General features: G+C 63.3%; 16 protein-coding genes. 8 read left to right on the forward strand and 8 right to left on the reverse strand.

Going from position 1 to position 12,964, the window contains the following annotated elements; all coding sequences use genetic code 11:
* Positions 1 to 8 precede the first annotated feature (8 nt).
* The 4 genes from ACFPN5_RS06515 to ACFPN5_RS06530 form a co-directional block, all read right to left on the reverse strand.
* A complete protein-coding gene (locus ACFPN5_RS06515; RefSeq protein ID WP_379781346.1) occupies positions 9 to 335 on the reverse strand; it encodes a helix-turn-helix domain-containing protein in 327 nt (108 codons plus the stop codon).
* Positions 335 to 1,636 (reverse strand): type II toxin-antitoxin system HipA family toxin, encoded by a 1,302-nt coding sequence (locus ACFPN5_RS06520; RefSeq protein WP_379781348.1) that lies wholly within the window; start codon positions 1,634 to 1,636, stop codon positions 335 to 337. The genes ACFPN5_RS06515 and ACFPN5_RS06520 overlap by 1 nt, the downstream gene beginning before the upstream one ends.
* Before the next feature lie 224 nt (positions 1,637 to 1,860).
* Positions 1,861 to 2,151: a hypothetical protein gene (locus tag ACFPN5_RS06525; RefSeq protein WP_379781350.1), complete on the reverse strand. Its 291-nt coding sequence runs from the start codon at positions 2,149 to 2,151 to the stop codon at positions 1,861 to 1,863.
* Positions 2,151 to 2,873: a S24 family peptidase gene (locus ACFPN5_RS06530; RefSeq protein ID WP_379781352.1), complete on the reverse strand. Its 723-nt coding sequence runs from the start codon at positions 2,871 to 2,873 to the stop codon at positions 2,151 to 2,153. The genes ACFPN5_RS06525 and ACFPN5_RS06530 overlap by 1 nt, the downstream gene beginning before the upstream one ends.
* Before the next feature lie 136 nt (positions 2,874 to 3,009).
* Between ACFPN5_RS06530 and ACFPN5_RS06535 the strand changes: the two genes are divergently transcribed.
* From ACFPN5_RS06535 to ACFPN5_RS06545, 3 genes are all read left to right on the forward strand, one after another.
* Positions 3,010 to 3,249 (forward strand): phage holin family protein, encoded by a 240-nt coding sequence (locus ACFPN5_RS06535; RefSeq protein WP_379781354.1) that lies wholly within the window; start codon positions 3,010 to 3,012, stop codon positions 3,247 to 3,249.
* A 100-nt stretch (positions 3,250 to 3,349) separates the two neighbouring features.
* Positions 3,350 to 4,279: an aldo/keto reductase gene (locus ACFPN5_RS06540; protein WP_379781356.1), complete on the forward strand. Its 930-nt coding sequence runs from the start codon at positions 3,350 to 3,352 to the stop codon at positions 4,277 to 4,279.
* Entirely contained in the window at positions 4,276 to 4,953 is a 678-nt protein-coding gene (locus tag ACFPN5_RS06545; protein ID WP_379781358.1) for a DUF6064 family protein, read from the forward strand. Before ACFPN5_RS06540 ends, ACFPN5_RS06545 begins: the two co-directional genes overlap by 4 nt.
* 3 nt (positions 4,954 to 4,956) lie before the next feature.
* On the opposite strand, the gene ACFPN5_RS06550 is transcribed toward ACFPN5_RS06545, so the two are convergent.
* A complete protein-coding gene (locus tag ACFPN5_RS06550) occupies positions 4,957 to 6,075 on the reverse strand; it encodes a succinylglutamate desuccinylase/aspartoacylase family protein (RefSeq protein WP_379781360.1) in 1,119 nt (372 codons plus the stop codon).
* Positions 6,076 to 6,273: 198 nt separating this feature from the next.
* Between ACFPN5_RS06550 and trmB the strand changes: the two genes are divergently transcribed.
* Complete coding sequence (trmB, locus tag ACFPN5_RS06555) at positions 6,274 to 6,954, forward strand: tRNA (guanosine(46)-N7)-methyltransferase TrmB (protein WP_379781478.1); 681 nt, start codon at positions 6,274 to 6,276, stop codon at positions 6,952 to 6,954.
* 57 nt (positions 6,955 to 7,011) lie between these two features.
* On the opposite strand, the gene recQ is transcribed toward trmB, so the two are convergent.
* On the reverse strand, positions 7,012 to 8,832 hold the full coding sequence (gene recQ, locus ACFPN5_RS06560) for a DNA helicase RecQ (protein WP_379781362.1): 1,821 nt from the start codon (positions 8,830 to 8,832) through the stop codon (positions 7,012 to 7,014).
* A gap of 16 nt (positions 8,833 to 8,848) precedes the next feature.
* Positions 8,849 to 9,682, reverse strand: a complete 834-nt coding sequence (locus ACFPN5_RS06565; protein WP_379781364.1) for an undecaprenyl-diphosphate phosphatase — start codon at positions 9,680 to 9,682, stop codon at positions 8,849 to 8,851.
* A 243-nt stretch (positions 9,683 to 9,925) separates the two neighbouring features.
* Between ACFPN5_RS06565 and ACFPN5_RS06570 the strand changes: the two genes are divergently transcribed.
* The 3 genes from ACFPN5_RS06570 (at position 9,926) to ACFPN5_RS06580 (ending at position 11,648) form a co-directional block, all read left to right on the forward strand.
* On the forward strand, positions 9,926 to 10,333 hold the full coding sequence (locus tag ACFPN5_RS06570) for a hypothetical protein (RefSeq protein WP_379781366.1): 408 nt from the start codon (positions 9,926 to 9,928) through the stop codon (positions 10,331 to 10,333).
* Between the two features lie 77 nt (positions 10,334 to 10,410).
* Positions 10,411 to 10,599, forward strand: a complete 189-nt coding sequence (locus tag ACFPN5_RS06575) for a hypothetical protein (protein WP_379781368.1) — start codon at positions 10,411 to 10,413, stop codon at positions 10,597 to 10,599.
* 221 nt (positions 10,600 to 10,820) lie between these two features.
* Entirely contained in the window at positions 10,821 to 11,648 is an 828-nt protein-coding gene (locus ACFPN5_RS06580) for a hypothetical protein (protein WP_379781370.1), read from the forward strand.
* A 48-nt stretch (positions 11,649 to 11,696) separates the two neighbouring features.
* On the opposite strand, the gene ACFPN5_RS06585 is transcribed toward ACFPN5_RS06580, so the two are convergent.
* The gene (locus ACFPN5_RS06585; RefSeq protein WP_379781372.1) at positions 11,697 to 11,951 is read right to left on the reverse strand and encodes a YkgJ family cysteine cluster protein; all 255 of its coding nucleotides are present in this window, start codon (positions 11,949 to 11,951) and stop codon (positions 11,697 to 11,699) included.
* 113 nt (positions 11,952 to 12,064) lie between these two features.
* Here ACFPN5_RS06585 and ACFPN5_RS06590 point away from each other — a divergent pair, with 113 nt between their 5' ends.
* Positions 12,065 to 12,964 carry an SDR family oxidoreductase gene (locus ACFPN5_RS06590; protein WP_379781374.1) on the forward strand — a complete coding sequence of 300 codons (900 nt, stop codon included), beginning with the start codon at positions 12,065 to 12,067 and terminating at the stop codon, positions 12,962 to 12,964.

Raw genomic sequence — 12,964 nt, forward strand, 5'->3', positions numbered from 1 at the left:
TCCAGCGACTACGCCTTTTTTTCTTCCGTATCCCTGAATGACCTCTCCGCCTGGCGCCGCTTGGGCACCGCACTCACGACCATGCCCATCGGCCGCAAGAGCTTTTCCGCGGTGGCAAGCGTTGGACTCGATTCTTCCCGCTCGACATCCTGCAAGGTCCGCGCCGATACCCCGCACAACTTCGCATACTCGGCGATGGTCAGACGCAGTGCGGTACGGATTTTCCGGATGACTGCCGGTATCGGCAGCGAGGGATCGGCTGCCAGCTCGTCCGCCAGGGTCCGCCGTGCTTCGAGCGCTTCGCCGGGCGTCAGGGGTTTGAAGCGTTTATCCATTAGAGCGCCTCCAGTTGAGCGCGGACCTTGTCGATCGTTTTTTCCAGGGGCGCGAAAAATTCCTCCTCGATGCCGAGCGCGCGGGCGTCCGCGAGCAGAGTGGCGAGCGGCGCCGCCATGCGCGCGGCCGCGTCCCGGACCGCTTCCCGTTGCGGCTTGCTGTCGAGCCTCGCGGCATCGCAGGCCTGGGCAATGGCGCTGGCCCAGTCGGGCGAGCCACCGTCGTCCCGCTCCCATCGGATTCGCCGGGCGATGCCGTCCGGATGAAGCCACATCGGTGCGAAATCGAAAAGGGGCGTCAAGCCGATGCTGCCGTCCGGCTTGCGCGCGATCGCGGTATTCCGGGCGTGGTTGTCCTTGTTGCCGAGCGCAACGTTCGCGATGTCGCGTTTGATGTACTCGATCACATCGCGCATGGGGTCGGTCATGCCAGCCAATCGCTGGCACACCTGGTTATGCGTTGGCACGGCTTGAAAGCCACCGAGGCCGCAGAGCGAGGCGATACTTTCCTGCCCATGGCGGATGACCCGGCCATGGACGACTTCGCGGTCGAAACGCGGGATGAACAAGGCGCGTTCGCGCAAGACGAGGTCGGCATGGACATGCAGTCCCAACGAGCGTGCCAGCGTCATGTAGGGGGCTTCGAGGCGAAGAATGTCGGCCAGTTTCTTGTCGCTGCCTCGGCCAAACTTCACGATGAAGTGTTGCTCCGCTTCGTCGTCCGGAAGCATGTGGTCGAGGTAAAACAGCCCGTCATGGGCGCGGGTCAGCAGGATCTTGGGCCATTCGCCTTGAATGCCTGACGAGCCGGCCAAAAACAACCCGTGCTGCGCCAGGTATTCGTTGAAGTCTCCCGCCCTGGACGCGACTTCGTCCATGGTGAAGCCGCGCGTCTTGTTGCCGCTACATGCAGTCACCCATTCATGAGCTTCCTTGACGCGCACGTTGCCAATCGGGTTGCCTGCACCCGCGCACAACAGTACCCAGTCGGCTACCGGACCCGCGTGTTCGGGCCTCTCCAACTGCTTTAATAATTCGACACGGCCATAGCCTTGAGGAAGCAGGTCGATCAGGAAGGGGGGCCAGGCTTGGGCTTGGTCGTTGTCCAGGCCGACTGGTACGTTGACCGATAAGGCAGCGGCATCGCGCCGCTCCCAATACCCGATTGCATAATCGGGCAAATAGATCAGATAAGTAGAAGCAGCAACCCCCAGGGCGGGTTCCCCCGTCAGGTCAACGGCCGCGGCATCGCGCCAGGCGTTGTCGACGAATATCTGGAGTGTGCAGGTCTTGGTGTGCATATGCACAGAATAGTATCACCAATAATCTTGAAAATACTATTAATAATGGTAGAAAACCGTGTAAATAGATCTTCTTAACTTAGAGCGCCTAACAAAACCTTCAGGGCAAGGGATGCGGCCGCCCGACGCGGCGACGAAGACAGTACGCCTGTACGGCGAGGAGCTGCAACGCAGCTATGGAGGTTTTGTTAGGCGCTCTTGGTGACTGTTTCCTTCGTTCCGACCTAAAACGGCAGCGCCTCCTCTTTCTCCGGCGGCGGCAGCGACAAGTCAATCTCGCGCAACGCCAGCGTCTCCAGTTGCAGCAAGGCGAGCAGCTGTCCGGTCTGGAACGGGGCCCAGGCGCGGAAGCCGTTCGCTTCGATCGACACGAGCATGACCGGGCGGGCAGGGAAGTGGGCCGAGACCTGCCTCCATACCGGCTCGGCAGCGCCCGCCAGGGTGTAGCGCGGGTCGACGATCGCGACCACGACGGCCGATCCATGCGGCGTGAATTCCGTTACGTGTACCTTCATCAGATGCGGTCGCTTTCCTTGCGCACGACACGGCCAATGATGAGGCAACTGTCGCCCTCGCAGGCGCGGCGGTAATAGGTACGCTGGTCCGGGTTGTCGGAGGCCAGCCACCAGCGGCCGCCGTCCTTCTGCATCCGCTTGACGACCGGTTCGCCATTGAAATTCACGGCGAACACTTCGCCCACCACTGGCTTCCTGTCGGCGGTATTGATCACGACAATATCGTCCTCGTACAGCGTCGGCTCCATGCTTTCGCCCTTGATAAGGATGGCAATGAGATGGTCCGGGTTGAGCCGCTTGCGTTCGATCCAGTCGCGGCGCATGCCGACGGTGCCGCCGTCGTGATGCTCGGGTTCGGTCTGGAAGCCGGTGACGCCGGCGGACAGGCGCAGCCTCACCATCGGCACCTGGACGAAGGCGTCGTCATTGGCGTCCAGCACCACCACGCGCATGGCGCCCGGGACCAGGGCCTCGGGGTTCGCGCCCTGCAGGCCGGCGATGATCGCCGGCGGCAGGCTCTTGCCTGTGACCTTGGCAATGGCCAGCAATTGCTGCAGGTTCGGGCTGTGCTTTTCGGTCTCCCAATGGGAAATATTCGCCTTGGTATGGCCGCGCGCCGTCCCGAGTTCGAAGGCCAGCCTCGTCCCCAGTGCCTCGCCGGACAGGCCGGCATCTTTCCTGGCCTCTTTCAGCCAGTTGGCGATCATCGTTTTGAGTTCCATTACGCAAGTGTATAGCGAATCGTGGCGCTTTGTATAGAAAAACTTGACGACAAAGTATAGTATAACTATACTTTATTTAATCGTTGTCAATACCCAACGCAGCGGTTCGAACAATAGCCACAGTGAAAGGTGAACCATGAGCAAACTGACATTTCCCGACATGACGAGCGACGCCAGCGCGATTGGTTCGTTCATTGCTTCCTTCATTGCTTCCGTCACGCTGGCCGAGTGGAGCGTGCTGGCCGGCATCGTGACGGCACTCGTGACCTGTGCGGCCAACGTCGCCTACATGCGGCGCAAGGACGCGCGCGAGCAGCGCCAGGCCGAGCTTGCCGAGCGCGAAGCCATGGCCCGTCTGGAACGAGGATGCAAGTGACCTTGACCCTGAGCCTCCATCCGAGCACGCACGCTTGAACCTTCACCTGAACTGTGCTGACATGAAGGCATTACCAGCCCAGTTCCAGACGGAGTCCACCATGGGAATGCCTTCCCGCCAACGCCGGCTGCTGTTACAAGCTTCTCTTGCCGCCGCCGGCATGGCCGTATCGACACGGGGCGCCGCCGCAGCTGGCGCGCCCTTGCTCACACGCCCGATTTCGTCTTCCGGCGAATTGCTGCCCGTCGTCGGCCTCGGCAGCTGGATCACCTTCAACGTCGGCAACGACCCGGCCGCCCGCGCCGTCAGCACCGAAGTCGTGCGCACCTTCTTCGCCGGCGGCGGCCGGCTGATCGACTCGTCCCCGATGTACGGCTCGGCTCAGGACGTGATCGGCGACGCCCTGGCCCGGCTGCGCCATCCGAATACGCTGTTCTCGGCCGACAAGGTCTGGATCGGCTCGGGCGAGCGCGGGCCGGCGCAGATCGAGGCGTCGCGCCAGCTGTGGCGCGTGTCCCGTTTCGATTTGCTCCAGGTGCACAACCTGCTGGCCTGGGAAGAGCACCTGCGCACCCTGTTCGCGATGAAGGCGGCGAAACGCCTGCGCTATGTCGGCATCACGACCTCGGAAGGACGCCGCCACGGGGAGATCGTGAAAATCATGCAGACCCAGCCGATCGACTTCGTCCAGGTCAGCTACAACATCCTGGATCGCGAAGTGGAGCAACGCATCCTGCCGCTGGCGCGCGAGCGGAAGATTGCCGTGATCGCCAACCGGCCATTTCGCCAGGGAGACTTGACGCAGGCGCTGGCGAGTAAACGCGTCCCTGGCTGGGCAGCGGAGATCGGCTGCACCACCTGGGCGCAGGCGCTGCTGAAATTCATCGTGGCCCACCCGGATATCACTTGCGCCATTCCCGCCACCTCGAACCCGGCGCACGCGCGCGACAACATGCTGGCCGCGCGCGGCCCCTTGCCGGACGCGGCGCTGCGCAAGCGCATGATCGCCGACGTGGAGCGGCTCGCATGAGCGAATGGTCGACATACTCGCTGTCGGACCTGCTGATGTTTTCGAAAGCGACCTATTTCCGCCTGTTCGAACTGCACAACCAGGCCCTCTGGCCGGTGCAATTGGCCGCGCTGTCAGCGGGTATCGTGCTGCTCGGCTGCCTGCTGCGCGGCGGCGACCGGGCAGGGCGCCTGGTTGCGGTGCTGCTCGCGCTGGCCTGGATCGGCGTTGCCTGGGGCTATTTTGCGGGACGCTATGCGACGATCAACACGGCCGCGCCGTACTATGCGATCGCGTTTGCCGTGCAGGTTGGGCTGCTGCTGTGGCTGGCCAGCCGGCGGGCTGCGCCACGGCTGACGCAGCCCGTCGGCACCCTGGCTAAACTGGCGCTGGGCATCGCGCTGCTGGCGCTCGTCGTTTATCCGCTGCTGGCGCCGCTGGGCGGGCGTCCGTGGACACAGGCTGAGCTGTTCGGCCTGGCGCCCGACCCGACGGTCGCGTTCACGTTCGGCGCCTTGTTGCTGTGGCGCGCGGGTTGGATGTTGTGGATCGTGCCGCTGCTCTGGTGCGCGGTCACGGGCGCGACGCTGACGGAACTGGGTTCACGACAGGCGTGGGTGCTGCCTTTGACGGGCCTGATGGCGCTGGCCATTGGTCTTACAGCCAGCAGGCGCGCCCGCCTTGCCTCCCGTTAGGGATTACGAACTCAGCAGGTTCCCCGCCCGGAAAGCCGTCTCGCCCGCGATCTTGCACACATGCATGCCGCGCAGCAGGTGGCGGTGCGCGGTGCTGGCGAAGAACACGCCGGGACGTTGCGGCTGCACCGGCGTGACCGTCCCGGTGACCGGGTTGACGATCTCGGCCACCGTTTCCCCGGCCTCGACTCGGTCGCCGAGCTTTTTCAGGAAGACGAGCACGCCGGAATGGGGCGCCGACAGCGGTTCGACCGCTTCCAGCGGCGTCGGCGCGCACAGCGCCTGCGGCAGCGAGGCGAGCGGGATGTCGAGGACCCCTTCGCGCGCCAGGTATTGCAGCAGGGCGGCGGCGTCGGGCCGGGCCAGATCGTAGCGCACGTCGCTCTCGCCGCGCAGCTCGACCGTAATGGCGGCGCAGGCCGGCGGGATCGCCACATCGGGCCCGAAATGGTCCAGCAGGTCCCACCACAGGCGGCTGCAAGCTTCGTCGAAGGGCTCGCCGCCGGATTCGCGCGCCAGCAGCACCGCATGCGCCCCCATCAGGGTCGCCAACGGCTGCACGGCGTCGGCCAGCGGTTCGCCGGCATACATGTGCAGGACGGCTTCGTTGTCGCAATGCAGGTCGAGCATGATGTCGGCGTCGATCGCCATCGACAGCAGGATCTTTTTTAACAGTCCCCCGCTGGTCGTCGGCGCCCACTCGGCCAGCGAGGCACGCGCATGTTCGCGGATCAGCGCCACGTTGGCCTCGGCATCGAGGCCGAGCTTGCCCTCGAGCGACCTTTTCAGATCGTCGGCCACATGCTTGTAGGCGCGGTTGAAGTTCACCCCGGTCGACAGGTCGTAGCGCCCGAACGGGGTACCATGGATCGTCTGCGACAGCCCGATCGGGTTGGCCGCCGGCACCAGGATGATTTCGCCACGGATGCGTCCCTCGGCATCGAGCCGGTCCAGTTCCTGGCGCAGGAAGTGCGCGACCAGCATCGCCGGCACTTCGTCGGCGTGCAGCGACGCCTGAATATAGACCTTCTTGCCGGCGCCCGGCCTGCCGTAGTGGAAAGAGGTGAGCTGGAAGGTGGCGACGTTGTCTTCGATCGCGATCGGGTGTTTGGTGGAATGCACGGCGCTCTCGGGATGATGGGTACGCAAAACCCGATTATGGCGTAGATTGCCTTATTGACCACACTGATCACATTTCAATGCAGCGGCGCAACAGGCGGCCAGGCCGTGCAAAAGCCGTAGGCTATAATGTCCGCCGTTCTTTCCTCACTCTCATTTCCCATGTCCGAAGACACGACCAACAACGGCCCGGCCCGTACGATGCTGTACGACCCTACCGAACATCGCATCCGCAGTTTCGTCACCCGCGCCGGCCGCCTGTCGACGGGGCAGGCGCGCGCGCTCGAGGAATTCGGGCCGCAGTTCCTGGTCGCGTACAAGAAGGAAATGCTCGATTACGCCGCGGCCTTCGGGCGCCAGGCGCCGACGATCCTCGAGATCGGCTTCGGCATGGGCGACACCACGGCGCACATTGCGCGCCAGATGCCGGAAAAAGATTTCATCGGCGTCGAAGTGCACACGCCGGGCGTGGGCAGCCTGCTCAAGCAGATCGGCGAGCAGGGCATCACCAACCTGCGCCTGATCCAGCACGACGCCTTCGAAGTGCTGAACAACATGATCCCCGACGCTTCGCTCGCGGGCGTGCACATCTTCTTCCCCGACCCCTGGCACAAGGCGCGCCACAACAAACGCCGCCTGATCCAGGCGCCGTTCGTACAATTGCTGTGCCAGAAGCTGGCAGCCGGCGGCTACATCCACCTGGCGACGGACTGGGAAGATTACGCGGTGCAGATGCTCGAGGTGCTGGGGGCGGAGCCGCAGCTGGCCAATACCGCCGAGGGCTATGCGCCGCAGCCGGCGTACCGGCCGCTGACCAAGTTCGAGAACCGTGGCCTCAAACTCGGACACGGGGTGTGGGATTTGGTGTTTACCAAAAAGTAATACGTAGGGTGGACGGGGTAATTTCGGCCAATGGCCGGAATTACATCCACCCACGGTTCACATCATCTCGCTGATAATCCCGACAATCTCATCCCCATACGACACCAGCTTCTTCTCACCCACCCCGGTCACGCCGCGCAGCTGGTCGAGCGAAGTCGGCTTGACCTTGGCGATCTCGCGCAGCGTGGCGTCCTGGAAGACGACATACGCCGGCACGCCGTGCTCGCGCGCGCAGCCCATGCGCCAGGAGCGCAGGCGCTCGAAGATGGCCTGTTCCGACTTCGACAGTTCCATCTCTTCGTAGCCCTTGGACGACGTCACCGCGCGCTTCGGCTTGACCGGCTTCTGGTACTGGCGCAGCTGCACCTTCTGCCCGCCTTTTAATACCGGGCGCGCCGCGTCGGTCAGTTTCAGGGAGCTGTAGGACTCGTGGTCCACGGTGATCAGGCCGAGGGCGATGACCTGGCGCACGATGGCGCGCCATTCCTGCTCGCTGCGGTCGTTGCCGATGCCGTACACGGACAATGCATCGTGGTGCCACTGGCTGATGCGGTCGGTCTGCACGCCGCGCAGCACGTCGATCACGTGGCCGGCGGCGAAGCGCTGGTCGACCCGGTAGATGGTCGAGAGCAGCTTTTGCACGGGCACCGTGGCGTCGAAACTGACCGGCGGAATCAGGCAGGTGTCGCAATTGCCGCACGGCCCCGAACGCTCGCCGAAATAGTCGAGCAGGCGCATGCGGCGGCAGGACAGCGTCTCGCACAGGCCGAGCATGGCATCGAGCTTCACCCCCAGCACGCGCTTGAAGGTTTCGTCAGCCTCGGATTCGTCGATCATGCGCCGCTGCAGCACCACGTCCTGCAAGCCATACGCCATCCAGGCGGACGCCGGCATGCCGTCGCGTCCGGCACGGCCGGTCTCCTGGTAATAGCCCTCGATGCTTTTCGGCAGGTCGAGGTGGCAGACAAAGCGCACGTCCGGCTTGTCGATGCCCATGCCGAAGGCAATCGTCGCCACCATCACGATGTTTTCTTCGCGCAGGAATTTCGCCTGGTTGTCGGCACGTTTCGCGTACTCCATGCCGGCGTGGTATGCCATTGCACGGATGCCGTTTTCGTTGAGGAAATCGGCCGTTTCCTCGACCTTTTTGCGCGACAGGCAATACACGATGCCCGAGTCGCCCGGGTGCTCGGTGGTAATAAAATCGAGCAGCTGCTTGCGCCCGGTCGTCTTCTCGACGATCTGGTAGCGGATGTTCGGGCGGTCGAACGAGGACACGAACTTGCGCGCGTCGTCCAGCTGCAGGCGGTGCGCAATCTCGTCGCGCGTTTGCTGGTCGGCCGTCGCGGTGAGCGCAATGCGCGGCACGTCGGGAAATTGCTCGTGCAGGATCGACAGGCGGATGTATTCCGGGCGGAAGTCGTGGCCCCATTGCGAAACGCAGTGCGCCTCGTCGATCGCAAACAGGGAGATGCGCGAATCGTGGAACAGGTCGAGGCAGCGCTGCGTCATCAGCCGTTCCGGCGCGACATAGACCAGGTCGATTTCGCCGGTGCGCACCAGGCGCTCGATGCGCAGCGTTTCCTCGAAGGTCTGGGTCGAGTTCAAGAAGGCGGCGCGTACGCCGACTTCTTCCAGGGCATCGACCTGGTCCTGCATCAGCGCGATCAGCGGCGACACGACGACGCCGACGCCGTCGCGCAGCAGCGCGGGAATCTGGTAGCACAGCGACTTGCCGCCGCCGGTCGGCATCAGCACCAGCGCATCGCCGCCGCCGGCCACGTGATGGACGATGTCGGCCTGGTTCCCGCGGAACGCGGGATAGCCGAAAACGGTCTGCAGCAGGTGAAGTGCGCGCGCTTCCAGTTCGGTGTTCATTGAATTGCTTTCGGCCTCATTCCGTCCAGTTCACCAGCCCGTAATGGGCGGTGACGAGCACGATCACGCCGAACACGATACGGTACCAGGCGAAGATCGTGAAGTCGTGCGTGCTGATGTAGCGCAGTAACCAGCGCACGCACAGGAAAGCCGAGGCGAAAGCGGCCAGGCCGCCGAGGCCGAACATCGGTATATCGGCTGCGGACAGCAGCTCGCGTTGCTTGAAGACAGAGTAAGCGGTGGCGCCCAGCAAGGTCGGGATGGCCAGGAAGAACGAGAACTCGGTGGCGGCCTTGCGCGACAGGCCGAACAGCATGCCGCCGATGATGGTTGCGCCCGAGCGGCTGGTGCCCGGGATCAGGGCGAAGGACTGGGCGCAGCCGACCTTCAGCGCGTCGAGCATGGTCATGTCGTCCACGGTTTCGATACGGGCGGTAGCCGGCATGTTCTTGTGGCGGCGCTCCGCATACAGGATGATGAACGCGCCGATGATGAAGGCCATGGCCACTGGCACCGGCTTGAACAGTTCGGCGGTGATTGCCTTGCTGAACATCAGGGCGAGCACGACGGCCGGCAGGAAGCCAATAAGGACGTTGAGGGCGAATTTCTGCTGCTTGCGATCCGAAAACAGTCCAGTGAGCAGGCGCGCGATGCGCTCGCGGAATTCCCAGATCACGGCCAGCATGGCGCCGGCCTGGATCGCGATCGCGAAGACTTTAACTTTCTCGCCAGTAAAGTCGAGCAGGCTGCCTGCCAGGATCAGGTGGCCGGTGGAGGAAATCGGCAGGAACTCGGTAAAGCCCTCGACCAGGCCCATGATGATCGCCTTGACGGCCAGAAGAATATCCATGAATCGCTTGTTTTGTTAAAGAGGAGTGCGGTGTGGAAGAACTGCGCGGGGTCGAAGCTTACCATGAGCAAGCCGTCCCCCGTTGAGCCGGCTCTCTCGTATCAGGCAATTTTGTGGGCGATTTGTTGTGATTTGTTATCCTCGCCTGCGCCGCCGCGGCGCGGCACAATAGCGCAGGGAGGCCGTGCCAGACCGCGTTTCACGTGCTAGACTGGATCGCATGAGTAACGCTGCCGTACATCGATGAGTATTGTTGCAATCCTGATCTTGCTGGCGCTTGCATGGTCGGTCCTGTCGTCCGGACAGGTCGCCAATCCTTTCCGTACCCGCACATCCCAGCGGCGCCTCTGGCGCCGTGCCTTCCCCCGGGCTTCACAAAGGCAGATCCGTGAATTCCTCGCCGTGTGTGCCGAGGCTTTTGCGTTCCGCGACACCGAAAAGCTGAAGTTCCGTCCCGACGACCAGTTGCTCGGCATTTACAAGACCCTGCACCCATCGAAGTGGATGTCCGATGCCGCGGAAATCCGCAAGCTCGCCAGCGGGCTGCGCGCGCGCTACGGCGTCGCACTCGAGGAAATCTGGGACGAGCACATGACCCTGGGTGCCCTGTTCGCCCATGTGCAGGGGCGCAAAGAGGCTGCCGGGAAATAAGCGACAGCCTGGTCATGCTTTCAGGGTATTTACGCGCGCCTTCTTGAAAGGGCGCCGCCAATGCTCATCTGTTGGCAATGCTAAAACGCCAACTCAACTGGAAACGCCCGCTGTTCTTCCTGCTGCTGCCGGTCTTCCTCATCATGATTTTCCTCGGCTTCCCCATGCCCGTCGCGCCACCCCCGGCAACCAAACCGGCGCAGGAAATCTCGGTCATCGTGAAAAAGAAGAAAAAGGTAGGCCTGCGCACGGGGGCGCCGGAATAGCGGGACCACTCAGCCGGCGTCATCGCCCGTTCCGCTGTAATTGGTGTTGACAACCGGATATGATGGACGCTGCGTCAACTGACAGGGCGGGTGAGATGGAAGGGTTTCTTTGGATTCCGGGGGATGGTCTCGACCCCCTGGCCTTGGGGCGGCTGCGAGCACATTTTCCAAGGCCGGCCGAGCCGATGGGAGAGGCTTGGTTCATGGGAGATGAACGACGCATGTTCCATGAACTGCTGGGGAGCCTCGACGAGATGACAGCGGAGAACCTGCAGGAGCCTCTCGCGGAGATTGCCACCGGTACCCGTTCATTCGGTCCAATGGAGGAGTGGAGCACCTGGTACCTGCTTGGAGCGCTCCTCCCGCGTAGCCATGAGGCGTTCGTCTCGTATCTACTGGAATCATTGCTGACCGGGTTCATGGCCATCTATCCGAATGGCATTTACCGGGAACCATACAAGGGGTTTCGGGAAGACGTGCTTCTCACCCTGGGGCGGTGCATGATGGACAGCATGTGCTGGAACGGCTCGGACATCGCTATCGGGAAGGTTTTGCGCCAGTCGAACAACAACCCGAACCAGGTCTGGGTCTGGTGGGATGCAAGCGGGGATTTCACCGCGTCGATGTTCTTCTGCCTGAAGTACCTGCCTGAATCTTCAGTCGAGCCGTGGCTACGTTCCGTGTTCGATATTCCTTCACCGCACTGGCGCGCACAAGTCATCGTTTGGTTGGTGGGTGCGCATGGGATTCTGAATAACGTCATACGGTGGCCATCCGAATTTTCGATGGAGGCTCGGCCATACATTGGCTGGGAATGGTCGCATTGTCTCAAGGCCGAGATGGCCGCTGCGGACGACAGTGGCGCGCCGCCGGTGCCGACATTCATCCCGGAGGGTGCTCGAACCTCGGCATTGAACGTGGTCCGGTCGTATTTCAGCGAAAACCGATTCCCGGAATGGCTCGACTGCATTTCCATTTCCACTGTGCCGTATCTCGAGGCGGAACTGGCTGAGATTCCTTCGACGTTCGAGGCGCTCTACGTTCACTAGGCCATTCTGACCGCCGACCGGAAAGCGTAGCGCGAGGTCAAACACGGCTCATGGCCGAGTTTCGCGTTCCAAGGTCGCAAGCCATCTCATTGCCTGCTCGCGGCTGTCCCCGCACATTTCCATCGACGGCTGCAAGCCGCCGCAAAACGCCGGCCGCTCGGGTTTGCCGAAGACGCGGCAGCGGTTGTTCCCGTCCAGTTGCACGCAACGCACGCCGGCCGGCTTGCCGTTTGGCATGCCGGGAATCGGGCTGGTGATCGAAGGGGCGGTGCAGCAGGCACCACAGTTGTCGCGGCAGTTCATGAATGTCGGTTGCGGCTTGGCGGAGCGCGCAGTATAGCCGGAGGCGCGCGCTGCCGGCCTGGCCTCCCTGCTATGGTTGACGCATACCCACAACACGCAGAACGGAGCATCGCATGGCAGCGTCCCTGAAACCACTCGACCAGCAAATCATCGTCCTCACCGGCGCCTCCAGCGGCATTGGCCTGGCCACCGCGCAGGATGCGGCGCGCCGTGGCGCGAAGCTGGTGCTGGTGGCGCGCAGCGGCGACGTGCTGGAGGCCATCGTGCGCGGCCTGGCGGCAGCCGGGCACGAAGCCATCCACGTGGTGGCGGACGTCTCGGACCGCGAGCAGGTCGAGCACGTCGCGCGCCAGGCCGTGGCCCGCTTCGGACGCATCGACACCTGGGTCAATTGCGCTGGGAGCACGATCTACGGACGGCTGGATGAAGTGTCGGAAGCAGACAGCCGGCGCCTGTTCGACATCAATTTCTGGGGCATGGTCCACGGTTGCCTGACGGCGCTGCCGCACCTGCGCATGACGGGTGGCGCCCTGATCAACGTCGGCAGCGAGGCCTCGGAGCTGGCCATTCCCCTGCAGGGCATGTATTCGGCCAGCAAGCACGCGGTCAAGGGCTTTACGGACGCACTGCGCATCGAGATCGAGCATGTCGATGGCGCACCGGTATCGATTACCCTGATCGAGCCAACCGCCGTCGACACGCCGCTGCCCCAGCACGCGCGCAACTATCTGGCGCACGAACCGAAGCTGCCGGCGCCGCAGATCGACCCGCACCAGGTGGCCGAGGCGATCCTGAACGCGGCCACGACGCCGATGCGCGACGTGAAGGTCGGCGCCATGGCCAGCCTGGATGTGGCGATGGAAAAGCTGGTGCCGGGATTGGTGGACGTATTGTCGGTATTCCAGGTGCCACGCCAGCAGACCGATCAGCGGCCGGCCAACCCCGAAGGCTCGCTCTACAAGCCGCGCTCGGAAGGGCGTATTTACGGTTGCGGGAACGGCAAGGGGCGGTAG

Origin of the sequence: Massilia niabensis, assembly GCF_042655085.1 — a bacterium.
Taxonomy (GTDB): domain Bacteria; phylum Pseudomonadota; class Gammaproteobacteria; order Burkholderiales; family Burkholderiaceae_D; genus Telluria; species Telluria niabensis.

What these genes read in the sequence shown, in the direction of transcription:
- ACFPN5_RS06575 (WP_379781368.1), top strand. Translation starts at nt 10,411, where the DNA reads ATGCTAAAACGCCAACTCAACTGGAAACGCCCGCTGTTCTTCCTGCTG.
- ACFPN5_RS06525 (WP_379781350.1), bottom strand. Translation starts at nt 2,151, where the DNA reads ATGAAGGTACACGTAACGGAATTCACGCCGCATGGATCGGCCGTCGTG.
- ACFPN5_RS06590 (WP_379781374.1), top strand. Translation starts at nt 12,065, where the DNA reads ATGGCAGCGTCCCTGAAACCACTCGACCAGCAAATCATCGTCCTCACC.
- ACFPN5_RS06580 (WP_379781370.1), top strand. Translation starts at nt 10,821, where the DNA reads ATGTTCCATGAACTGCTGGGGAGCCTCGACGAGATGACAGCGGAGAAC.
- ACFPN5_RS06520 (WP_379781348.1), bottom strand. Translation starts at nt 1,636, where the DNA reads ATGCACACCAAGACCTGCACACTCCAGATATTCGTCGACAACGCCTGG.
- ACFPN5_RS06585 (WP_379781372.1), bottom strand. Translation starts at nt 11,951, where the DNA reads ATGAACTGCCGCGACAACTGTGGTGCCTGCTGCACCGCCCCTTCGATC.
- ACFPN5_RS06540 (WP_379781356.1), top strand. Translation starts at nt 3,350, where the DNA reads ATGGGAATGCCTTCCCGCCAACGCCGGCTGCTGTTACAAGCTTCTCTT.
- ACFPN5_RS06530 (WP_379781352.1), bottom strand. Translation starts at nt 2,873, where the DNA reads ATGGAACTCAAAACGATGATCGCCAACTGGCTGAAAGAGGCCAGGAAA.
- ACFPN5_RS06535 (WP_379781354.1), top strand. Translation starts at nt 3,010, where the DNA reads ATGAGCAAACTGACATTTCCCGACATGACGAGCGACGCCAGCGCGATT.
- ACFPN5_RS06570 (WP_379781366.1), top strand. Translation starts at nt 9,926, where the DNA reads ATGAGTATTGTTGCAATCCTGATCTTGCTGGCGCTTGCATGGTCGGTC.
- trmB (WP_379781478.1), top strand. Translation starts at nt 6,274, where the DNA reads ATGCTGTACGACCCTACCGAACATCGCATCCGCAGTTTCGTCACCCGC.
- ACFPN5_RS06545 (WP_379781358.1), top strand. Translation starts at nt 4,276, where the DNA reads ATGAGCGAATGGTCGACATACTCGCTGTCGGACCTGCTGATGTTTTCG.
- ACFPN5_RS06565 (WP_379781364.1), bottom strand. Translation starts at nt 9,682, where the DNA reads ATGGATATTCTTCTGGCCGTCAAGGCGATCATCATGGGCCTGGTCGAG.
- ACFPN5_RS06515 (WP_379781346.1), bottom strand. Translation starts at nt 335, where the DNA reads ATGGATAAACGCTTCAAACCCCTGACGCCCGGCGAAGCGCTCGAAGCA.
- recQ (WP_379781362.1), bottom strand. Translation starts at nt 8,832, where the DNA reads ATGAACACCGAACTGGAAGCGCGCGCACTTCACCTGCTGCAGACCGTT.